24 protein-coding genes are annotated in these 19,467 nt (G+C 72.0%); 15 read left to right on the top strand and 9 right to left on the bottom strand.

The window, feature by feature from the left end; genetic code table 11:
• The first annotated feature begins 34 nt into the window (after positions 1 to 34).
• The 4 genes from ACP7BP_RS13170 to ACP7BP_RS13155 are packed head-to-tail and all read left to right on the top strand — an operon-like array spanning position 35 to position 3,504.
• Positions 35 to 883 carry a DUF2785 domain-containing protein gene (locus ACP7BP_RS13170; protein ID WP_426245107.1) on the top strand — a complete coding sequence of 283 codons (849 nt, stop codon included), beginning with the start codon at positions 35 to 37 and terminating at the stop codon, positions 881 to 883.
• 50 nt (positions 884 to 933) lie between these two features.
• Complete coding sequence (locus ACP7BP_RS13165; RefSeq protein ID WP_426245105.1) at positions 934 to 2,634, top strand: acetolactate synthase; 1,701 nt, start codon at positions 934 to 936, stop codon at positions 2,632 to 2,634.
• A 1-nt stretch (position 2,635) separates the two neighbouring features.
• Positions 2,636 to 3,127, top strand: coding sequence for a GNAT family N-acetyltransferase (locus ACP7BP_RS13160; protein WP_426245103.1), 492 nt, complete (start codon positions 2,636 to 2,638; stop codon positions 3,125 to 3,127).
• Positions 3,128 to 3,141: 14 nt separating this feature from the next.
• Positions 3,142 to 3,504, top strand: coding sequence for a thioesterase family protein (locus ACP7BP_RS13155; protein WP_426245438.1), 363 nt, complete (start codon positions 3,142 to 3,144; stop codon positions 3,502 to 3,504).
• A 75-nt stretch (positions 3,505 to 3,579) separates the two neighbouring features.
• Here the strand turns inward: ACP7BP_RS13155 and ACP7BP_RS13150 are convergent, their stop codons facing one another.
• The 6 genes from ACP7BP_RS13150 to ACP7BP_RS13125 all read right to left on the bottom strand — a co-directional run bounded on the left by ACP7BP_RS13150 (position 3,580) and on the right by ACP7BP_RS13125 (position 6,894).
• A complete protein-coding gene (locus ACP7BP_RS13150) occupies positions 3,580 to 3,654 on the bottom strand; it encodes a 50S ribosomal protein bL37 (RefSeq protein WP_369759046.1) in 75 nt (24 codons plus the stop codon).
• Positions 3,655 to 3,739: 85 nt separating this feature from the next.
• Positions 3,740 to 4,000: a mycothiol system anti-sigma-R factor gene (gene rsrA / locus ACP7BP_RS13145; protein WP_426245102.1), complete on the bottom strand. Its 261-nt coding sequence runs from the start codon at positions 3,998 to 4,000 to the stop codon at positions 3,740 to 3,742.
• The gene (locus ACP7BP_RS13140; protein ID WP_426245100.1) at positions 3,997 to 4,710 is read right to left on the bottom strand and encodes a sigma-70 family RNA polymerase sigma factor; all 714 of its coding nucleotides are present in this window, start codon (positions 4,708 to 4,710) and stop codon (positions 3,997 to 3,999) included. The genes rsrA and ACP7BP_RS13140 overlap by 4 nt, the downstream gene beginning before the upstream one ends.
• A gap of 62 nt (positions 4,711 to 4,772) precedes the next feature.
• Positions 4,773 to 5,435, bottom strand: a complete 663-nt coding sequence (locus ACP7BP_RS13135; protein WP_426245098.1) for an alpha/beta family hydrolase — start codon at positions 5,433 to 5,435, stop codon at positions 4,773 to 4,775.
• On the bottom strand, positions 5,432 to 6,193 hold the full coding sequence (locus ACP7BP_RS13130; RefSeq protein WP_426245097.1) for an SOS response-associated peptidase: 762 nt from the start codon (positions 6,191 to 6,193) through the stop codon (positions 5,432 to 5,434). The genes ACP7BP_RS13135 and ACP7BP_RS13130 overlap by 4 nt, the downstream gene beginning before the upstream one ends.
• A gap of 74 nt (positions 6,194 to 6,267) precedes the next feature.
• Positions 6,268 to 6,894: a hypothetical protein gene (locus tag ACP7BP_RS13125; RefSeq protein ID WP_426245096.1), complete on the bottom strand. Its 627-nt coding sequence runs from the start codon at positions 6,892 to 6,894 to the stop codon at positions 6,268 to 6,270.
• Positions 6,895 to 7,204: 310 nt separating this feature from the next.
• On the opposite strand from ACP7BP_RS13125, the gene ACP7BP_RS13120 reads away from it, so the two are divergent.
• The 4 genes from ACP7BP_RS13120 to rsgA are packed head-to-tail and all read left to right on the top strand — an operon-like array spanning position 7,205 to position 11,845.
• Positions 7,205 to 9,007 carry a sigma-70 family RNA polymerase sigma factor gene (locus ACP7BP_RS13120; RefSeq protein WP_426245094.1) on the top strand — a complete coding sequence of 601 codons (1,803 nt, stop codon included), beginning with the start codon at positions 7,205 to 7,207 and terminating at the stop codon, positions 9,005 to 9,007.
• Between the two features lie 27 nt (positions 9,008 to 9,034).
• Positions 9,035 to 9,565 carry a DoxX family protein gene (locus tag ACP7BP_RS13115; RefSeq protein ID WP_426245092.1) on the top strand — a complete coding sequence of 177 codons (531 nt, stop codon included), beginning with the start codon at positions 9,035 to 9,037 and terminating at the stop codon, positions 9,563 to 9,565.
• 10 nt (positions 9,566 to 9,575) lie between these two features.
• Positions 9,576 to 10,850: a 3-phosphoshikimate 1-carboxyvinyltransferase gene (aroA, locus tag ACP7BP_RS13110; RefSeq protein WP_426245090.1), complete on the top strand. Its 1,275-nt coding sequence runs from the start codon at positions 9,576 to 9,578 to the stop codon at positions 10,848 to 10,850.
• On the top strand, positions 10,847 to 11,845 hold the full coding sequence (gene rsgA, locus ACP7BP_RS13105) for a ribosome small subunit-dependent GTPase A (RefSeq protein WP_426245088.1): 999 nt from the start codon (positions 10,847 to 10,849) through the stop codon (positions 11,843 to 11,845). Before aroA ends, rsgA begins: the two co-directional genes overlap by 4 nt.
• A gap of 51 nt (positions 11,846 to 11,896) precedes the next feature.
• Here rsgA and ACP7BP_RS13100 read toward each other — a convergent pair whose 3' ends face one another.
• Positions 11,897 to 12,343 carry a DUF2231 domain-containing protein gene (locus ACP7BP_RS13100; protein ID WP_426245086.1) on the bottom strand — a complete coding sequence of 149 codons (447 nt, stop codon included), beginning with the start codon at positions 12,341 to 12,343 and terminating at the stop codon, positions 11,897 to 11,899.
• A gap of 52 nt (positions 12,344 to 12,395) precedes the next feature.
• Here ACP7BP_RS13100 and hisN point away from each other — a divergent pair, with 52 nt between their 5' ends.
• The 3 genes from hisN (at position 12,396) to ACP7BP_RS13085 (ending at position 14,236) form a co-directional block, all read left to right on the top strand.
• Positions 12,396 to 13,286 (top strand): histidinol-phosphatase, encoded by an 891-nt coding sequence (gene hisN, locus ACP7BP_RS13095; protein WP_426245084.1) that lies wholly within the window; start codon positions 12,396 to 12,398, stop codon positions 13,284 to 13,286.
• A 116-nt stretch (positions 13,287 to 13,402) separates the two neighbouring features.
• Positions 13,403 to 13,834, top strand: coding sequence for a CBS domain-containing protein (locus tag ACP7BP_RS13090; protein WP_426245082.1), 432 nt, complete (start codon positions 13,403 to 13,405; stop codon positions 13,832 to 13,834).
• Positions 13,835 to 13,867: 33 nt separating this feature from the next.
• Positions 13,868 to 14,236 carry an FKBP-type peptidyl-prolyl cis-trans isomerase gene (locus ACP7BP_RS13085; RefSeq protein WP_426245080.1) on the top strand — a complete coding sequence of 123 codons (369 nt, stop codon included), beginning with the start codon at positions 13,868 to 13,870 and terminating at the stop codon, positions 14,234 to 14,236.
• Between the two features lie 9 nt (positions 14,237 to 14,245).
• Here the strand turns inward: ACP7BP_RS13085 and ACP7BP_RS13080 are convergent, their stop codons facing one another.
• Positions 14,246 to 14,491 carry an RNA-binding S4 domain-containing protein gene (locus tag ACP7BP_RS13080; protein WP_426245078.1) on the bottom strand — a complete coding sequence of 82 codons (246 nt, stop codon included), beginning with the start codon at positions 14,489 to 14,491 and terminating at the stop codon, positions 14,246 to 14,248.
• 87 nt (positions 14,492 to 14,578) lie between these two features.
• Positions 14,579 to 15,853, bottom strand: coding sequence for a DUF445 domain-containing protein (locus tag ACP7BP_RS13075; protein ID WP_426245076.1), 1,275 nt, complete (start codon positions 15,851 to 15,853; stop codon positions 14,579 to 14,581).
• A gap of 38 nt (positions 15,854 to 15,891) precedes the next feature.
• Between ACP7BP_RS13075 and ACP7BP_RS13070 the strand changes: the two genes are divergently transcribed.
• The 4 genes from ACP7BP_RS13070 to ACP7BP_RS13055 all read left to right on the top strand — a co-directional run bounded on the left by ACP7BP_RS13070 (position 15,892) and on the right by ACP7BP_RS13055 (position 19,448).
• Positions 15,892 to 16,287, top strand: coding sequence for an adenylyltransferase/cytidyltransferase family protein (locus ACP7BP_RS13070; RefSeq protein ID WP_426245075.1), 396 nt, complete (start codon positions 15,892 to 15,894; stop codon positions 16,285 to 16,287).
• Between the two features lie 117 nt (positions 16,288 to 16,404).
• Positions 16,405 to 17,910, top strand: a complete 1,506-nt coding sequence (locus tag ACP7BP_RS13065) for an MXAN_6640 family putative metalloprotease (protein ID WP_426245073.1) — start codon at positions 16,405 to 16,407, stop codon at positions 17,908 to 17,910.
• Between the two features lie 56 nt (positions 17,911 to 17,966).
• Entirely contained in the window at positions 17,967 to 18,767 is an 801-nt protein-coding gene (locus tag ACP7BP_RS13060) for a siderophore-interacting protein (RefSeq protein ID WP_426245071.1), read from the top strand.
• A 48-nt stretch (positions 18,768 to 18,815) separates the two neighbouring features.
• Positions 18,816 to 19,448, top strand: a complete 633-nt coding sequence (locus tag ACP7BP_RS13055; RefSeq protein ID WP_426245070.1) for an RsmD family RNA methyltransferase — start codon at positions 18,816 to 18,818, stop codon at positions 19,446 to 19,448.
• Positions 19,449 to 19,467 lie beyond the last annotated feature (19 nt).

Genomic DNA, 19,467 nt, shown 5'->3' with positions numbered 1-19,467 from the left:
CGACGCCCACGGTGCTGCTGGCAGGATGGGCGCCATGGCGACGGCGTACTGGCAGCAGGTGCTCTCCAAGGGTCTCACCGTGCCGACCGACCGGCCGCTCGACGACCTCACGGCCGAGCTCGCCACCATGCTCGGGTCACCCGACCCCGCCCTGCGCGACGGCATCGCCTACCCGGCGATGGCGACCTGGATCGGCCGCGGCGTGTACGACGACCTGCTGGTCGGGCTCGGCGACGGCATGGCCACCGGGCTCGGCGTGGGGCTCGGCGAGCGCGGCACCGACACCGTGTTCCGGCGCTCCTTCTCCGCCCTCGTGCTGGCAGAGGTGATCGACCGGGACAACATCGCGCGGCTGGTGCCGGCCGGCCGGGTGATGGACTGGGCCGACCGGATCGTGGCGTGGTACCTGCGCGAGCAGGACCTGCGGGGCTACGTGCCCGGTGCCGGCTGGGCGCACGCGGCGGCGCACGGCGCGGACGCGATCGGCGTACTCGCGAAGTCGCCGCACATCGCCACCCCTGAGCTCACCGTGCTCCTCGACGTGATCGCCGACCGGGTGATCTCGGCCGACGTCGTGCTCCTCTCCGGCGAGCCCGACCGGATGGCATCGGCCGTCCTGGCGGTGCTGCGTCGCGACCAGGTGCCGCTGAAGGTGATCGAGCCGTGGATCGCCCGGATCGCCGGGTCGGCCGGCTCGATCGGCAACCCCGAGGACCGGGACCCCTACCTCGGCTCCGCCAATCCCCAGGCACTGCTGCGGGCTCTCTACCTGCAGGTCGAGCTGGCTGCCGACCCGCCGCCCGTGCGCGCCGACCTGCTGCTGGTGCTGGTCGATGCCCTGCGCGCGACCAACCCCTTCACGTTGGCCAAGCGGCGCGGGTAGCACCAGCCCATCACCGTCACCGTCATGTGACCAGCCGGTAGCCTGCGCACATGAACGACGCTCCTGAGCAGACGACCCAGGCCGACACCGACACCGACGCGGGAGTCCTCTCCGGCCACAGCGGCGAGCTCGCCGTGGCCGTGGCCCGCGCACACGGCGTGGAGACGATGTTCACGCTGTCGGGCGCGCACGTCTTCCCGATGTACGACGGCGCGGTCAAGGCCGACCCGCCGATGCGGCTGCTCGACGTGCGGCACGAGCAGACCGCGGCGTTCGCGGCCGAGGCCACCGGCAAGCTCACCCGCAGACCCGGCCTCGCCGTGCTCACCGCCGGACCCGGCGTCACCAACGGCCTGAGCGCCATCGCGCAGGCGCAGTTCGCCGGGTCGCCGATGGTCGTGGTCGGCGGTCGCGCACCCGCCAACCGCTGGGGCACCGGCAGCCTGCAGGAGCTCGACCAGCCGCCGATCATCGCGCCGATCTCCAAGATGGCCCGCACCCTGCACTCCGCCGACGAGGTGCTCGGCGGCATGGACGAGGCGTTCACCCTGGCGGGCAGCTCGCACCGCGGACCGGTCTTCGTGGACATCCCGATGGACGAGTTCTTCAACTCCGCGAGCGGCCCGGCGCCGATCGGCGGCACCACGCCCGGCCAGGAGCCCGACGGAGACCTGGTCGGCGAGATCGCCGAGCTGATGGCGGGCGCCCGCCGCCCGCTGCTGATCCTGGGCACCGACGTGTGGTCCGACGGAGCGGAGGAGGCCGCGCTGCGGCTGGTCGAGCACGCCGGGGTGCCAACGATCACCAACGGCATGGGCCGTGGCGTCGTACCCGGTGGACACCCCCTGCTCGTCACCAAGGCCCGCAGTCAGGCGCTCGGCACCAGCGACCTGGTCGTCGTGGTGGGCACGCCGCTGGACTTCCGGCTCGGGTACGGCGTCTTCGGCGGCAAGGACGGCGCCCCGCCCGCCCAGGTCGTGCACATCGCCGACTCCCCCGGGCAGCTGTCGGCTCACGCCGACCTCGCCGCATCGGTCTCGGGTGACCTGACCCGCATCCTCGACGGGCTGGCGCAGGCGCTCGACCAGGTGGTGCGGCGCCCCGACTGGTCGTCGTGGGTCACCGACCTCCAGGCCGGCGTCAAGGCCGCCATCGAGCGGGACGCCGCCCTGCTCGGCGCCGAGGCGGACCCGATCCACCCCGCCCGCATCTACGGCGAGCTGGTGCCGCGACTGGCCGACGACGCGGTCGTCATCGGCGACGGCGGCGACTTCGTCAGCTTCGCCGGCAAGTTCGTCGAGCCCAAGCGCCCGGGTGGCTGGCTCGACCCCGGCCCCTACGGCTGCCTCGGCGCGGGCCTCGGCGGCGCCATCGCCGCCCGTCTGGCCCGGCCCTCCGCCCAGGTGGCGCTCCTGCTCGGCGACGGCGCCGCCGGTTTCTCGCTGATGGACGTCGACACCCTCGTCCGGCACGACCTGCCGGTGGTGATGGTGATGGGCAACAACTCGGCGTGGGGCCTGGAGAAGGGCCCGATGCAGATGATCTACGGCTACGACGTGGTCGCCGACCTCGCCCCCCGCACGGCCTACGACGAGGTGGTCAAGGCTCTCGGCGGCGCCGGCGAGACGGTCACCGACCCGAGGCAGATCGGCCCGGCCCTCGACCGCGCGTTCGCCGCGTCGGTGCCCTACCTCGTCAACGTCATCACGGACGTGAACGCCGCCTACCCGCGCGCCACCTTCGGGATCTGACGTGCGCATCAGACTGGCCGAGGACGCTGACCTGAAGGTGGTCGCCGACGTCACCGAGGCGGCGTACGCCGAGTTCACCCGCGGCCCCGACGATCCCTACATCGCCCACCTGCGCGACACCGCGTCGCGGGCCGCCGAGGCGGAGCTGTGGGTGGGCGTGGACGAGGACGGCGTCATCCTCGGCACCGTCACCCGGTGTCCGACCGGCTCCCCGTGGCGGGAGGTCTCGGAGCCGGGTGAGGGCGAGTTCAGGATGCTCGCGGTCGCCCCGGAGGCCCGCGGCCGCGGCGTGGGAGAGGCGCTGACCCGCCACGTCCTGGACCTCTGCGCCGCAGCCGGCGAGGACGTCGTCGTGCTGTCGAGCCTGGCCGAGATGTCGGCCGCGCACCGGGTCTACGGCCGGCTCGGCTTCCGGCGGCTGCCCGAGCGCGACTGGAGCCCGAATCCCCACGTCGACCTGATGGCGTTCATCCGCGACGGCCGGACCTCGTGAGCAGCGGCGTGAGCATGGAGGCGAGGCTGACCTTCACCGTGACCGACGCCGACACCGCGGTCGCGATGGGCAGCGGCAGCCTGCCGGTGCTCGGCACGCCCCGGCTGCTGGCGTGGTGCGAGGCGGCCACCTGCGCCGCCCTCGAGCCGACCCTGGCCGCCGGCTCGACGAGCGTGGGCACCCGGGTGACGCTCGAGCACCTGGCCGCCAGCCCCGTGGGCGCCGAGGTGGAGGTGAGCGCCGCCGCGTCGTACGTCGACGGGCGGCTGCACCGCTTCACGGTCTCGGCCCGGCACGCGGGCGACGCGAAGCTCGTGGGCACCGGCGAGATCACCCGGATCGTGGTCGACGGCGAGCGCTTCCTGGCCCGCCTCTGACCCTGCGACCTCGCAGGCACCCACAAATGCGACCGACCCGCCCGAGACTCTCGGGCGGGTCGATGAAAACTACGCTCAGGCGTTGGGGCGCTTGCCGTGGTTCGCGCCCTTCTTCTTGCGAGCGCGGCGCTTGCGGCCAGTCTTGCCCATGATGTCTCCTCGATCGGATCGAATGCCGGGCCATCTTCTCAAATGCCCGGGCGGAGAGCCAATCAGGGACCCCGACGAGCGCTCGTCAGCCCTCTTCGGTGATGCGGACCTGCACCTCGCGGATCTGGACGCGGACCCGGTCGAGCAGTCCCTCGGGCGCCCGCTCGGAGCACGACCGGGCAACGATGGACTTCACGGTGCGCTGCAGGTCGTACTTCTCCAGGCACGGGCCGCACTCGTCGAGATGGCCGCGGACCGCCGCGCAGTCGGCGTCGTCGAGCTCGTTGTCGAGGAAGTAGACGATCCGCTCGAGGTAGTCGGCACAGTCGTGGTGCTCGCTGCTCATGGCGTGTCACCCTTCCCGTTCTGACCCGCCGGCAGGAGGGTGCCCTCGCGGACGTAGTCGGACAGCATGTCGCGCAGCTGGCGACGGCCACGGTGCAGCCTGGACATGACCGTGCCGATGGGAGTGTCCATGATCTCGGCGATCTCCTTGTAAGGGAATCCTTCGACATCGGCGAGGTAGACCGCCATGCGGAACTCCTCGGGGAGACGCTGCAGCGCGTCCTTGACCTGCGAGTCGGGCAGGTGCTCGAGCGCCTCGGTCTCCGCGGACTTGAGACCACCGGACGTGTGCGACTCGGCGCGCGCGAGCTGCCAGTCCTCGACGTCCTCGGCCATCGACTGCTGCGGCTGGCGCTGCTTCTTGCGGTAGGTGTTGATGAAGGTGTTCGTCAGGATGCGGTAGAGCCAGGCCTTGAGGTTCGTGCCCGGCCGGAACTGGTGGAAGGACGCGTACGCCTTCGCGAACGTCTCCTGGACCAGGTCCTCGGCGTCGGAGGGGTTGCGCGTCATCCGCATCGCCGCGGAGTAGAGCTGGTCGAGGAAGGGCAGCGCGTCACGCTCGAAACGGGCGGAGCGCTCGGTCTCGGTCTCGGTCTCGACGTCGATCTCCTCGGGAGGAGTCGGGTCGTCCGTCAGGGAGTCGGTCATCGCGTCCCAGACTAGCCGGGTGGCCTCGTCGAGGGGCGGGTCCACCGGCTTCGGGGGCGACATCAGAGCAGGCACATGGTGGGAACACGTCGGGGCCGCCCGTGATTCCCGAACCCGAGCGGGACTCAGGGACCAGCCTCGGACCGGACCTCCGGGCCGGTGATCTCGCGGACGATCCACTCGAGCGCGGACTCCACCACGATCCCGTGCGCCTCGTCCTGGCTCACCGATCCGCGTCGGGGCACCTTCAACCCGTGGTCGGCGTCGGGCACCACGCACACGTCGAGGTCGGCGGGGAACTCATCGGGCCGACCGAAGGTGTCGCGCTCCCCCTGCACGACGAGGGTGGGTACGCCGGCACCGGTCAGCTCGTCGAGCCTCGACTTCTCCGGCCGCCCCGGCGGGTGCAGCGGGAACGACAGGGCCAGGCACCCCCGGGCGCCCAGGTGCTTCGCGGTGCGGGCCGCCGAACGCGCCCCTGCCGACCGGCCCCCCACGACCAGCGGGGTACGGACCCGCATGAAGTCGGCGGCCGCGGTGAACGCGGCGTCCAGGGTGGGAGGCGGGGTGGCCACCTTGCGACCCGCCACCCGCCACGGCTGCTCGAACAGCACCACGGTGATGCCCTGGGCGGGCAGGTCACGGGCCAGGGCCTCGAGGTCGCCGGCGTCGATCCCCCCACCCGCGCCATGGCTGAGCAGCAGCGTCGCGAAGGGGCTCTTCGCCCGCCGCGTCACCAGCCGACCGTCGCCGTGCGGGGTGGGAATGACGCGCTCGACTCTGCTCACTCGACCACCTCCTCCAGCGGAAGGGGCTCGACGAGCTCGGGGCCGTTGTTCTTCACGTTGCCCACCGCGGTCGACACCGGGAACGCCTCCAGGCCGCCCGGCGCGGCCGGCACGAGCAGTCCGAGGTCGCCGGGGATCCGCGGGTCCAGCCACTCCGCCCAGCGGTCCCGCTCCACCATGAGCGGCATCCGGTCGTGGATGTGGCCGAGGGAGTCCTCGGCCTCGGTGGTCAGCACGGTGCAGCTCCAGCGGAACCGATCCTCGGCGTCGTCGTCCTTCGACGGGTCGCGCCAGATCTCGTAGAGACCGGCCATGGCGAGCACCCCACCGTCGCGGGGGCGGATGAAGAAGGGCTGCTTGCGAGGCTTCCCGGCGGCGGTGAGCTGGGAGGTGGGGTACCACTCGAAGTAGCCGTCAGCCGGCAGCAGGCAGCGCCGTACGGCGAAGGCGCGCTTGAACGCCGGCTTCTCGGCCACCGACTCCATGCGCGCGTTGATCATCCGGCTGCCGATGGCGGGGTCCTTCGCCCACGATGGCACGAGCCCCCACGTGAGCACGCGCAACTGGCGCTGCGGCTGGTCCGGACCCTCGCCGCGCTCGGCGTCCGGTCGCGCGGCCCTCTCCAGGACGGCATAGACGGGCTTGGTGGGCGCGACGTTGTAGTCGGGCTCCAACGGCGCGCCGACGCGGCTCTCAACGATCTCGAACTCCTCGACGAGGTCCTCGGGCTTCCGGCTCGACGCGTAACGACCACACATGTGGACCACCCTAGGGAGCGCGCCCACACGCGACCAGACTCAGCCGGCGACACGGCCGGGGCCGCCGGCTGAGGTCAGGGTCGCGCGAGCTCGTCGAGCAGCATCATGGCGCCGGCGTCGGTGCCCGGCAGCCCCTCGATCCAGATACGGCAGGCGTGGCCGTCGAGCTCCACGCCCTCCACGAGATGACGCAGCAGCCGCACCCGCTGCCCGAGCCGCTCGTCGCGATCGGCGATCACGACGACCCGGTTGGGGCTGATCCGGCCGATGGTCTCGGCACCGTTGAAGACGGTCCGGGCCGCCTCTCCCAGCCGTGCCATCCGCAGCGAGCGGGTGATGGAGAGCCCGTTGCGGGCAGCGACCAGGCCGTGCCGGTCGTGCGGAAGATCGAGCACGACCAGGCAGTACCAGTCTCCGAGACGGGTGTGCGCCGCCTCGCGGAACTGACCCCTGAACAGTTCCGCGAGGCGGCTCCGTACGTGAGCCGAGCTGGCCAGGCCAGTCATCGGCTCTTCGCACGAGATCTGATGGAGATACGCAAGCGTCGTGTCACTCCAGGCGACCAGCAGGGCCGCGACGTCGTCGTACGACGGGTCGACCCGGCAGACCAGGCGTGATGTCCTGCGCAGCGCCTCGAGCGCCTCCTCCAGCGATGCACCGTCGCGCGCCAGCTCCTGGCCGACGAAACGACACGCAGCCACCGATCCCGATCCCGACGCGAGTGCCTCCGCGACCGCCTCGAAGCGAGGCGGCAGCTCCAAACGCAGTTCGGGAGACAGTTCCCCCCCAGCGTCGGGATCGGCTGTGGAGTCAGTGCGCGAACGCATGGCGAAAAGTCCCACAGGTGCTCCTTGATCGGTGTCTACGTGCCAGGAACGGCGTCGCGGGCACTCCATGACGCGATATCCCGAAGTTTTCTGCCGAGCAGCCTCATCACGGCTTTCGGGCCAGTCCCGAGCGCCCGAGCCCGTAGAGTGGGCCGCACCATTCGCCACCCGGACGTTGAACATCGTGAGCAACGCGCTGCAAGTCATCGAGGGCCCCGGTGACCCCGAGCTGATCTCGGCGGTCCGGGGCGGAGACCTCGACGCCTACGGCCGCCTCTTCGAGCGGCACGTCGAGGCTGCGCGGCGGCTGGCCCGGCAGCTGGTCTCCGCCGGCGACGTCGACGACCTGGTCTCCGACGCCTTCGCCAAGGTGCTGGGCGTCCTGCAGCGCGGCGGCGGTCCAGACGTGGCGTTCCGCGCCTACCTGCTCACCGCCGTGCGCCACCTGCAGGTCGACCGGTTCCGCGCCGCCTCGAAGGTCCACGTCACCGACGACCTGGAGGCGTTCGACCCCGGCGTGCCCTTCCGCGACACCGCGGTCGAGGGCTTCGAGAATGTCGCGGCGGCCCAGGCCTTCGCGTCGTTGCCCGAGCGCTGGCAGGCGGTGCTGTGGCACACCGAGGTCGAGGGACAGAAGCCGGCCGAGGTCGCCGTACTCCTCGGCATGACCGCGAACTCCGTCTCCGCGCTGGCCTACCGCGCCCGTGAGGGGCTGCGCCAGGCCTTCCTCACCCAGCACGCGAACGAGCTCGAGGACGACACGTGCCGCTGGACCCACCAGCACCTGGGCGCCCACGTCCGCGGCGGGCTGTCCCGCCGCGACACCGCCAAGGTCGAGCAGCACGTCAAGGAGTGCCGCACCTGTGCGGCGATCTACCTCGAGCTCACCGAGGTCAACTCCAACCTGGCGGCGCTCCTCGCCCCACTGCTGCTCGGCGGGCTGGCCGCGGCGTATGTCGCCTCCGGCAGCGCCGCCACGGGCGCCGGCGCGGGCATCGGGGTCCTGGTGGGACGCATCCGCGACCTGGTGCTGAGCAACGCGCCCGCCGCCGCGGCCGCGGGGGTGGCCGCCACGGCCGTCGTCGCGGGAACCGTCTTCGTCGCGGTGCAGAACGGTGGTGGGCAGCTCTCGTCGGCCGACCAGCCGCTCGGCCCCGTCGCCAGCTCGAGCACGAGCAGCCCGGGAGCGCCGGCCGCCCTCGAGCCGGCCTCCGGGCCGACCGGGTCGCCAGGCACGACCGATGCTCCCGTTGGGATCCCGGCCGACAGCGGCGCCCTCGTCACCGACCTGCCCACCGTCGACCCGACCGTCGTCCCCACGCCGGAGCCTCCCGTCGGCACTCCGACGGGCGACCCAAGCGACGAGCCGTCCGACGAACCGAGCGACGAGCCCACCGGCAAGCCGACCGACAAGCCCACCGACAAGGCCACCGACAGGCCCACCGACAAGCCCAGCGAGAGCCCCACCGCGCCGCCGACGGCCACGCCCACCACGACGCCCTCCAGCGATCCACGACCCTCGAGCGACCCGACGCCGACGGGTGACCCGAGCCCGACGCCTAGCCCGACGCCGACGGGTGACCCGAGCCCGACGGGTGACCCGAGCCCGACGGGTGACCCGACGCCGACGCCGACCCCGACTCCTACCCCAACGCCGACGCCCACCTCGACCCCCACTCCCATGGCCGTCTCAGCCACGGACACCTGCAGGCTCATCCTCCGGTGCGCCATCCGGGTGTCGGTGTCCGACGTGCCCGCAGGCGGCGCCGGGCAACTGACAGCGCGCGTCAACGGGCTGGCGGGCGTGATCGGGCTGGTCGACCTGGACACAGGCGAGCCCGGGTGCGTCCGCGTGTCCAGCGGCTTCGACTGCTCCCTCTCCGACGGCGAGTACCTATTCACGGCGTCTCCTTGGCCCGGCGCCGGCGTCACCTTCACGGTCACCGCCGGTGGCCAGACGGTCACCCGGACGGTCACCTTCGACTGACTGCGCCGCATCGGGTAGGAATGGCACATGACCGTGACGCGACTGATCGCCCGCCCCATGCTCGCCTCGATGTTCGTCGTCGGTGGCGTGAACGCCCTCCGCAACGCCGAGGCGCTGGCCGCGAAGGCCAAGCCCGTCACCGACAAGGTCGTGCCGATGGTCAAGCGGGCCGTGCCGCAGCTGCCCATCCCGAGCGACGCGCTGACCCTGGTGCGCATCAACGGCGCCGCCCAGGTCGTCGCCGGCCTGGCGCTGGCCACCGGGCGGGCACCGCGACTGTCCTCGACGGTGCTGGCCGCCACGCTCGTGCCGACCACCGCGGCCGGGCACCGCTTCTGGGCGGAGACCGACCCGGCGGCCCGGGGAAACCAGAAGGTGCACTTCTTCAAGAACCTCTCGATGCTCGGCGGCCTGCTCATCGCGGGTGTCGACACCGACGGCAAGCCCGGCATGGCCTGGCGCGCCCGCCGGGCCGGCCGCGACGTACGCCGCGAGGCCCGTCGCCTGGCCAAGGACGCGCGCCACGAGGCCAAGCTCGTCCGCGCCCAGATCAGCTGACGCCACGGCCGTGACCGAACTCGTCGACGACCCGTGGCCGGCCCCGCGGGCCACGGAGGCCGTCGACCTGACGATCGACCTCCCCGGCTCGAAGTCGCTGACCAACCGGGCGCTCATCCTGGCCGCGCTCGCCGACTGGCCGGGCGTCGTACGCCGCGCCCTGCGCTCGCGTGACACGACCCTGATGGCGCGCGCCCTCACCTCGCTCGGCGCCCACGTCGACACGAGCGGCGACGACTGGCACGTCAGCCCTGGAAGGTTCGACGCGGACGCCGCCGTCGACTGCGGGCTGGCCGGCACGGTGATGCGGTTCGTGCCGCCGGTGGCCGCCCTGTCGACGGGCACGACCACGTTCGACGGCGACCCGCACATGCGGACCCGTCCGATCGGCGAGGTGCTCGCCGGGCTGCGCGGCCTGGGCGTGGAGATCGACGATGCCGGTCGCGGCGCGCTGCCGTTCGCGGTCATCGGCCGGGGCGCGGTGCCCGGCGGCAGGGTCGTGATCGACGCGTCCGCGTCGTCCCAGTTCGTCTCCGCGCTGCTGCTGGCCGGTGCCCGCTACGACAAGGGCGTGGAGGTCGTCCACGTGGGCAAGCCCGTGCCGTCCCTCCCCCACATCGACATGACGGTGGCGATGCTGCGGGCCCACGGGGTCGAGGTCGACGACGCCGACGCCAACCGGTGGGCGGTCGCCCCCGGCCCGGTGCAGGCACTCGACCAGGTCATCGAGCCCGACCTCTCCAACGCCGCGCCCTTCCTCGCCCTCGCAGCCGTGTCGGCCGGGTCCGTCGTCGTACGCCGCTGGCCCGAGGCCACCACCCAGGCCGGCGACGCACTGCGAGAGATCCTCACCCTGATGGGGTGCGAGGTGACCCGGGTGCCCGAGGGGCTGCGGGTGCGCGGCACCGGCGTCCTCCACGGCATCGACGTCGACCTGCACGACGTCGGCGAGCTCACCCCCGCGGTCGCGGCGCTCTGCGCGCTGGCCGACTCCCCCTCGCACCTGCGCGGGGTCGCCCACATCCGGAGCCACGAGACCGACCGGATCAGCGCGCTCGCGACCGAGCTGTCCGGCCTGGGCGCCGACGTCATCGAGCGCGAGGACGGGCTGTCGCTGCGTCCGGCGCCCTTGCGGGGCGGCGTCTTCCACACCTACGGCGACCACCGGATGGCCCACGCGGCGGTGATCATCGGCGCCGCGGTCGACGGGGTCCTGGTCGAGGACATCGCGACCACGGGCAAGACGTTCCCCGACTTCGCGGCCTTCTGGTCGGGACTCCTGTGAGCCGGCAGCAGCAGCGCTACGGCGTCGACGACCAGGAGCACTACGACCGCCCACGCCGGCGCACGCGCCCGCGCACCAAGGAGCGCCCGACCTACGACGACGCGGTCGAGGGCCGCGTCGTGACCGTCGACCGCGGGCGGTTCACCCTGCTGGTCGACGGCCACGTGGTGATGGCCATGAAGTCCCGCCCGCTGGGGCGCAAGGGCGTGGTCGTCGGCGACCGGGTGCGGGTGGTGGGCGACGTCACGGGCGACGACGGCTCGCTGGCCCGCATCGTCGAGGTCACCGAGCGCACCACCACCCTGCGGCGGACCGCCGACGACGATGATCCCGTCGAGCGGGTCATCGTCTCCAACGCCGACCAGCTGGTGGTCGTCACCGCGCTGGCCGACCCCGAGCCCCGCCCCCGCCTGATCGACCGGGCGCTGGTCGCGGCCTACGACGCGGGCATGGCGCCGCTGCTCTGCCTCACCAAGGCCGACCTGCGCGACCCCGAGACGCTGCTGTCCACCTACCGGTCACTCGGCGTGCCGTGGGTGGTCACCCAGCGTGGCGGCGAGCTCGACGTCGTGCGCGACCGGCTGCGTGGGCGCACCAGCGTGCTGGTCGGGCACAGCGGGGTCGGCAAGTCGACGCTCGTCAACGCCCTGGTGCCCGACGCGCACCGCGCGGTCGGCATCGTCAACACGGTCACCGGCCGCGGCCGGCACACGTCCACCTCGGCGTACCTGCTGGAGCTGCCCGACGGCGACGGGTGGATCATCGACACCCCCGGAATCCGCTCGTTCGGCCTGGCGCACGTGCGGCCCGAGCGGCTGATCGAGGCGTTCCCCGACCTCGACGAGATGACCGAGGACTGCCCGCGCGGCTGCACGCACGGCAACGACGAGCCCGAGTGCGGGCTCGACGAGGCGGTCGCCGCCGGGGAGGCCGACCCGGAGCGGGTCGAGTCGTTCCGCCGCCTGCTCGCCGCCCGCGAGGGATCGGTCGACTAGCAGGATCCCTGGTTTCGAGACAGGCGCCGACGCGCCTTCCTCGACCAGCGATCAGCCTCCCCAGACGGCCTGGGCGCCGGCCTCGCCGGTGAGGACGGTCCAGACCCCCACGGCGACCGCCGCGACGAGGAGCAGCACCGACAGCAGCACCCGGACGGCACCGCCGCGGCGGTGCACGAGAGCGGCCAGCAGCGCCACCGCCCCGAAGCCGCTCACGACCAGCCGCAGCGTGTCGGCGAGCTCCTCGTGGTCCTCGACCAGCTCGAGCGCCGGACCCGACAGGCCCTCGAACCGTGCCGAGTCGAGGAAGTCCTCGCCGGTGAGGTACGCCGCCCAGATCGCGCCGGTGGCCACCAGGGCGAGCAGGAGCATCGGCCACCGCATCCGGTCGCGCCACGCCGGCACGAGATAGGCCAGCGCTGCCAGGGCCGCCAACGGGCCGAGGACCACGGCGGCGTGTACGACCAGCGGGTGCAGGGGTAGTCCGTTGATCTCCATGCGGACAACCTAGTCCTCATTTCAACCAGCCCCGTGCGTCTAACCTGTGCCCATGGCGATCACCGGAACCGGCTCGACCGACTACACCGACGACCTCCGGCTCGCGCACGTCCTCGCCGACGACGCCGACTCGACCACGATGTCGCGGTTCAAGGCGCTCGACCTGCACGTGATGAGCAAGCCCGACCTGACCCCGGTCACCGACGCCGACCAGGCCGTCGAGGAGGGGATCCGGCGGACGCTGTCGCGGGTGCGCTCCCGGGACGCGGTGCTCGGCGAGGAGCAGGGGTCGACCGGTCACAGCCAGCGCCGGTGGGTGATCGACCCGATCGACGGGACGAAGAACTTCGTGCGGGGTGTGCCGGTCTGGGCGACCCTGATCGCCCTGGTCGTCGACGGCGAGGTCGTGCTGGGGGTGGTCTCCGCACCGCAGCTGCAGAGACGGTGGTGGGCCTCGAAGGGCAACGGCGCGTGGACCGGCCGGTCACTGCTCAAGGCGACGCGGTGCGAGGTCTCCGACGTACGCCGCCTCGAGGACGCCTCGCTCTCCTACAGCAGCCTCACCGGCTGGGACGAGCGCGGCCGGCTCGAGGACTTCTGGTCGCTGTCGCGCCGCTGCTGGCGCACGCGTGCCTACGGCGACTTCTGGTCCTACATGCTGCTGGCGGAGGGCGCCGTCGACCTGGCCGCCGAGCCGGAGCTGGAGGTCTACGACATGGCGGCTCTCGACATCATCGTGCGCGAGGCGGGCGGCCGGTTCACCGCACTCGACGGCACGGACGGGCCCTTCGGTGGCAACGCGCTGGCATCCAACGGACACCTTCACGAGGCGGCGCTGTCCTTCCTGGGCTCGATGCCCGACGACGAGCTCGACCCCGACGCCCGGCGCCCGGGCCCGGGCTCGGTGCACGAGCTGCGCGATCGGCGTCCGTCCATCGACTAGTCTCCCCAGCCAATCCACGGCTCGGGCACGTGAGCGTCTCGCGAGCCGTGTCGGCCCTGTTCGCGGCCGCCGTACCCCGCTAGATTCGAGGTCAACGAGTCACCGGAGGTATGCACATGCGGATCAACGACGTACTGAACGCCAAGCCGAGCCACGACGTCATCACCATCAGTCCCGACGCCAGCGTGCGAGACATGGTCGCGCTGCTCGCCCAGCACAACGTGGGGGCACTGATCGTCAGCGGTGACGGCACGTCGGTCGACGGGATCGTCAGTGAGCGCGACGTCGTACGCCGCCTCCACGACGACGCCGACATCCTCGACCGGCTGGTCGGCTCGATCATGACGTCCGAGGTCCGCACGTGCGAGGGCGACCTGGAGCTCACCGAGCTGATGCAGGTGATGACCGAGCACCGGATCCGCCACGTGCCGGTCGTCTCGCAGGGCCGGCTCACGGGGATCATCAGCATCGGCGACGTCGTGAAGCAGCGCATCGGCGAGCTGGAGTTCGAGCGCGACCAGCTCGACAGCTACGTCCACCAGACCTGACCCGGTCGGCGCCGCCCCACTAGGGTGGCCCCCATGGACAAGCCTGAAGTCGACCCGCACATGGGAGCCGTCCCGTCCGACCTCGAGGTCACCGACCTCATCGAGGGCGACGGCGACGAGGCCACCACCGGCAAGACCGTCTCGGTCCACTACGTCGGTGTCGCCCACTCCTCGGGCGAGGAGTTCGACGCGTCGTACAACCGTGGAGACCCGCTGCAGTTCCGGCTGGGCATCGGTCAGGTCATCGCCGGTTGGGACCAGGGGGTGCAGGGCATGAAGGTCGGCGGTCGACGTCGGCTCGTCATCCCCGCGCACCTGGGCTACGGCGACCGCGGCGCCGGTGGCGTGATCGCGCCGGGCGAGACGCTGATCTTCGTCGTCGACCTGCTCGGCGTCAGCTGACCCGGCGCCTCACCAGGGCAGGTCGTCCGCGACCGGCCCGGTAGCGACCCGCGCCGACACCCCACCCAGCGTGACCACGTCGCCGGGCACGAGCTGGCGCCCACGGCGGGTCTCCACCTCGCCGTTGACCTCCACCGATCCCTGGACCATCAGCTGCTTGGCCTCCGACCCGTGGTCGATGAGGTTGGCGAGCTTGAGGAACTGACCGAGCCGGATCGACTCGTCGCGGATCGGGACGTCCTGCGGGGCGGGCATGGGGCCATTGTCCCCCGTGTCCACGGCGCCTGGCGCCCCGGTCACTAGCGCAGGCGCTGGACGACGCGCACGAGGCTCGCTCCCGCGCTACTGCACCAGCACGCTGACGGTGTGGATCACCACGCCGACCAGGCCGCCCACGATGGTGCCGTTGATCCGGATGAACTGGAGGTCGCGGCCGACGTGCAGCTCGATGCGCCGCGCCGCCTCCTTGCCGTCCCACCGCTCGATCGTGTGGGTGATGACCGCGGTGAGCTCGGCGCCGTACCTCGAGACGGCGAAGACGGCGACGTCGGCAGCGGTCCGGTCGAGGCGCGTGCGCAGCTCGGCGTCTGTCGTGAGGCGGCCGGCGAAGGTGGAGAGCTCGGCGAGCAGCCGCTTGCGTACGGCGCCGTCCCGGTCGTGCAGCGAGGCAAGGAGCGTCCGGCGCAACGCGTTCCACAGCGAGACGCCCGTGGCGAGCACCTGCGGGTGGGCGAGCACCCGTTCCTTGAGCCGCTCGGCGCGCTTCTGGGTCTCGGGGTCGAACAGCAGGTCCTGGGCCAGCTGCGCCAGGAGCTGGTCGAGCGCGTCACGGGCGTGGTGGTGCGGGTCCTCGCGGATGTCGGTGACCCAGCGGACCGCCTCGACGTGGATCCGGGCGGTGACGGCCTCGTTGAGGCGCGGCGGCGCCCACCAGGGGGCCCGCTCGGAGAGCACGGTCGTGAACGTGTCGGGGTTCTTGACCAGCCACCTGTGGAGCTCCTCCAGCACCAGGTCGACCATGCCGTGGTGGAGGTCGTCGGCGACGACCTCGGCCAGCAGGCCGCCGGCCAGCGGTGCGATGGGCTCCTCGCGGAAGCGCGGCAGCAGGGCCTCGGTGAAGAAGTCCTCGATGTGGTCGTCTCGCACCTTGCCGAGCGCGATCGCGGCCACGTCGGCGATCTCGTCGACGACCCGGCGGGCGTTGGCCTCGTCGGTGAGCCAGGCGCCGACCCGCGCCGAGATCGTGGCCGCGGCCACCCGGTCGCGGATGACGGCCTCCTGGAGGAAGTTCTCACCCACGAACTCCTCGAGGCCGCGGCCGAGGTCGTCCTTGCGCCGCGGGATCAGCGCGGTGTGCGGGATGGGCAGGCCGAGCGGGTGCTTGAAGATTGCGGTGACGGCGAACCAGTCGGCGATCGCGCCGACCATGGAGGCCTCCGCGCCGGCGTTGACGAACCCGAGGAATCCCTCCTGGCCCAGGGTGGCGACGTACACCACCGCTGCGAGGACCAGGAGCGACACCGCCACGGTGCGCATCCGCCTGAGCCCGCGTCGTCGCGCCTCGTCGGCGGCCGGTTCGGGCGTGATCATCGAGATGGTGTCGGTGCTGGTGCTCATCGCGGCCATCCTCCCCTGCCCGTGCCAGAATGCCGCCCATGCCTCGCACGATCATCACCTTCGGCACGTTCGACGTGTTCCACGTGGGCCACCTCCGGGTCCTGCAGCGGGCCGCCGCGCTCGGCGACCGGCTCGTGGTGGGCGTGTCCGCCGACGCCCTCAACGAGCGGAAGAAGGGCCGGGTTCCGGTGTTCAGCGAGGGCGAGCGGCTGGCGATCGTCGGGGCCCTCAAGGTCGTCGACGAGGTCTTCGTCGAGGAGAGCCTGGAGCAGAAGCGCGACTACATCGTCGCGCACGGCGCCGACGTGCTGGTGATGGGCGACGACTGGGCCGGCAAGTTCGACGAGTTCGGCGACGTCTGCGACGTCGTCTACCTGACCCGCACCCCGGCCATCTCCACCACGGCGATCATCGAGCACATCGCCGACCTCTGACCGACTGATCGCGGCCACGCCGGGGTGCTTCACGTACGCCGGGCCGCTTCGCCCCGTAGCCTGTGGCCCACACGTGCCGCGTCGGACCAGACCGACGGGCCCGATGGAGGGATTCTCGTGCGTCGTCTCGTCACCCTGGTGCTCGCTGCGGCTGTGCCGCTCACCCTCGCCCTTCCGGGCGCGGTTGCTGCCGACCCCCGCACGCCGGCGGCCCCCGTGCCGTCGGTGATCGCCCAGGCGCGCGCCGCCCTCGACGGCAGTGCGCAGCAGGCCGACCGCGACGTCAGCATGGCGATGCGCGACGTCTTCCTGGCCCGGCCCGACCTCAGCCCGGCCGGCAAGCGCCAGGCCGACGCGCTGCTGGGCCGCCCGACCGACCCGGAGAGCCCCGACAACCCCAACAGCACGACGTACGACCCGGCGGCGCCGCGCGCCCAGGTCTGCGGGCCGCACGTCTGCGTCACCTACGTCACCTCGACCGGGGACCAGTCGAGTGCCGCGTGGGCCGCGCAGACGCTCCAGGTGATGGAGACGTCGTGGACCCGTGAGGTCGACCAGCTCGGCTACCGCGCCCCCGCCAGCGACGGTGCCGCCGGTGGCGACGCCCGCTTCGACGTCTACCTCGCCGACGTGTCGTCGCAGGGCTACTACGGCTTCTGCGTCCCGGAGGCGCCGGTGGCCGGCCAGGCCTACCTCGCACAGGCCTACTGCATCCTCGACAACGACATGCTCGGCTTCCCGATGGACCCGGTCTCGAGTCTGCGGGTCACCGCCGCGCACGAGTTCTTCCACGCGATCCAGTTCAACATCGACGCCGCCGAGGACAAGTGGTGGATGGAGGCGACCGCCACCTGGATCGAGGAGCAGGTCGCGGGCGACGTCAACGACAACCGCCAGTACCTCCCCGTCGGGCAGCTCGGCAAGCCGCGCGCACCCCTCGACACCTACGACGGCACCCTGGCGATGTACGGCAACTGGATCTTCGTCCAGCGCCTCGCCCAGGCCTACGGAGTCGACGCGATCCGCCAGATCTGGGCCCGCCTCGACGCCGCTGCCGGGGCGCCCGACCAGTCCTCGATCAAGGGCATCTCGAGCTTCCTGGCGACGAAGAAGACCAAGTTCGCGACGTTCTACTCCTCCTTCGTCGAGGCCAACCAGATCCCGAAGAAGAAGTACGCCGAGGGCTCGGCGTACAAGCCGGCACCGGTGGCCGCCAAGGTGACGCTGACCGGCAAGAAGCGCAAGTCGGGCACCAAGAAGCTGGCGGCCCCGCACCTGGCCAGCACCTCCTTGAGGATCACGCCCGGCAAGGGCATCAAGGGCAACCGCAAGGTCCTCGTCTCCGTCGACGCGACGCGCGGCAAGAAGGCCAACCCCGTCGCTCGGGTGATGGTCTTCAAGAAGAAGGGCTCCGTCTCGAAGGTCACCATCAAGCTGAACAAGAAGGGCAAGGGCAGCAAGCTGGTGAACTTCAACCGGAGCAAGGTCTCGAAGATCATCCTGCTGCTCAGCAACGCATCGACCCGCTACACGGGCTGCGTCTCCGCCAACACCACGTGGGCCTGCGGCGGGAAGCCGAAGGACGACAAGCAGAAGTTCATCGTCAACGCCACCGTCCGCTAGGTCCGCCACCGCCCTGCGATAAGTTAGGCCTGCCTAACCATTCGAGAAGAGGGCCGATGTACGCACGCGTGACGGCACGACAGCAGCTGACGCCCAGCCTGGTGAGGGTCGTCCTCAGCGACGGCGACCTGGCCGGCTTCACGATGCCGGCGGCCACCGACGCCTACGTCAACGTGGCCATCCCTCCCCCGGACGCGCCGTACGACGACGTCTTCGACCTGGCGGAGGTCCGCGAGCGGTTCGCCAAGGACCTGTGGCCGGCCAGGCGTCGCTACACCGTGCGCGCGTGGGACGCCGACCGGAAGGAGCTGACGCTGGACTTCGTGGTGCACGGCGACTCCGGCGTGGCAGGCCCGTGGGCCGCCCGAGTCAGGCCGGGCGACGTGCTGGTCTTCGAGGGCCCCGGTGGCGGCTACCTGCCGGACCCGGCGGCCGACTGGCACCTGATGGTCGGCGACGAGTCGGCATTGCCCGCGATCGCGGCCTCGCTCGAGATCCTGCCGGCAGGCACGAGGGCTCTCGTCCGGCTGGTCTGTGACGGCCCCGCGCACGAGGTCGAGCTGCGCAGCGAGGCGGAGGTCGACCTGTTGTGGCTGCATCGCGCCGGGATGCCGAGCGACGAGGAGCTCCTGGTGTCGGCGCTGCGGACCGCCGCCTTCCCCGAGGGGCGCGTGCAGGCGTTCGTGCACGGGGAGGCGGCCGAGATCCGCGAGATCCGCAAGCACCTGCTCGTCGACCGCGGCCTGGCGCGGGCCGACATGTCGTGCTCGCCGTACTGGCGGCGCGAGATGACCGACGAGGACTGGCGGCAGGTCAAGCGCGACTTCGTCGCCGCCATGGAGACCGATGTCGCCTAGGCAGCGGGTGCACGCATGCGAGCCGTCCTGCTGGGTACTGGCGCGGGCATGAGGGAGTCCCTGAGCTTCGGCACCCTGGAGATCGCCTTCGACGAGCGAGTCCTCCGGCCGCGTGAGTGGACGGCGGCGCAGTCCCGCTGGGCCGCCGAGCTGCTCGGCGAGGCGCCCCAGGGTCCGGTGCTGGAGCTGTGCGCCGGTGCCGGTCACATCGGCCTGCTCGCCGTCACCGGCACCGCGCGACGCCTGGTGTGCGTGGACGCCGACCCAGTGGCCTGCGAGTTCGCCAGGGCCAACGCGCACGCGTCCGGGCTGGGCGAACAGGTCGAGGTGCGCGAGGGACGGCTGGAGGAGGCGCTGCGTCCCGACGAGCTGTTCGCCCTGGTCATCGCCGACCCGCCGTGGGTCTGCCGCGAGGAGACCGGCCGCTTCCCCGAGGACCCGCTGCTCGCCATCGACGGCGGCCCTGACGGCCTCGACGTGGCCCGTACCTGCCTGGGCGTCATCGCGGCGCACCTGATGCCCACCGGCTCGGCGGTCCTCCAGCTGGGCTCGGTGGCTCAGGTGGAGGCGTTGCGCGAGGACCCCCGGGTGCGCGCCCTCGAGCTGCACCTGGCCGAGACCCGTCCGCACGAGCGCGGCGTGCTCGTGCGCGTGGACCGGGCTCCGGACGAGCGGGCCTGACGGCCCAGACGACTGCTCA

The sequence above is a fragment of the Nocardioides sp. LHG3406-4 genome (genome assembly GCF_049897745.1).
Lineage (GTDB): Bacteria > Actinomycetota > Actinomycetes > Propionibacteriales > Nocardioidaceae > Nocardioides.
The sequence above is the reverse complement of the archived record's forward strand: the minus strand, read 5'-3'. Positions and strand labels throughout refer to the sequence as shown.

Bases quoted from the DNA above. Each gene is read 5' to 3' on its own strand.
- ACP7BP_RS13170 (WP_426245107.1), top strand. From the start codon at position 35: ATGGCGACGGCGTACTGGCAGCAGGTGCTCTCCAAGGGTCTCACCGTG.
- ACP7BP_RS13165 (WP_426245105.1), top strand. From the start codon at position 934: ATGAACGACGCTCCTGAGCAGACGACCCAGGCCGACACCGACACCGAC.
- ACP7BP_RS13155 (WP_426245438.1), top strand. From the start codon at position 3,142: ATGGAGGCGAGGCTGACCTTCACCGTGACCGACGCCGACACCGCGGTC.
- rsrA (WP_426245102.1), bottom strand. From the start codon at position 4,000: ATGAGCAGCGAGCACCACGACTGTGCCGACTACCTCGAGCGGATCGTC.
- ACP7BP_RS13140 (WP_426245100.1), bottom strand. From the start codon at position 4,710: ATGTCGCCCCCGAAGCCGGTGGACCCGCCCCTCGACGAGGCCACCCGG.
- ACP7BP_RS13130 (WP_426245097.1), bottom strand. From the start codon at position 6,193: ATGTGTGGTCGTTACGCGTCGAGCCGGAAGCCCGAGGACCTCGTCGAG.
- ACP7BP_RS13115 (WP_426245092.1), top strand. From the start codon at position 9,035: ATGACCGTGACGCGACTGATCGCCCGCCCCATGCTCGCCTCGATGTTC.
- ACP7BP_RS13100 (WP_426245086.1), bottom strand. From the start codon at position 12,343: ATGGAGATCAACGGACTACCCCTGCACCCGCTGGTCGTACACGCCGCC.
- hisN (WP_426245084.1), top strand. From the start codon at position 12,396: ATGGCGATCACCGGAACCGGCTCGACCGACTACACCGACGACCTCCGG.
- ACP7BP_RS13090 (WP_426245082.1), top strand. From the start codon at position 13,403: ATGCGGATCAACGACGTACTGAACGCCAAGCCGAGCCACGACGTCATC.
- ACP7BP_RS13085 (WP_426245080.1), top strand. From the start codon at position 13,868: ATGGACAAGCCTGAAGTCGACCCGCACATGGGAGCCGTCCCGTCCGAC.
- ACP7BP_RS13080 (WP_426245078.1), bottom strand. From the start codon at position 14,491: ATGCCCGCCCCGCAGGACGTCCCGATCCGCGACGAGTCGATCCGGCTC.
- ACP7BP_RS13075 (WP_426245076.1), bottom strand. From the start codon at position 15,853: ATGAGCACCAGCACCGACACCATCTCGATGATCACGCCCGAACCGGCC.
- ACP7BP_RS13070 (WP_426245075.1), top strand. From the start codon at position 15,892: ATGCCTCGCACGATCATCACCTTCGGCACGTTCGACGTGTTCCACGTG.
- ACP7BP_RS13060 (WP_426245071.1), top strand. From the start codon at position 17,967: ATGTACGCACGCGTGACGGCACGACAGCAGCTGACGCCCAGCCTGGTG.
- ACP7BP_RS13055 (WP_426245070.1), top strand. From the start codon at position 18,816: ATGAGGGAGTCCCTGAGCTTCGGCACCCTGGAGATCGCCTTCGACGAG.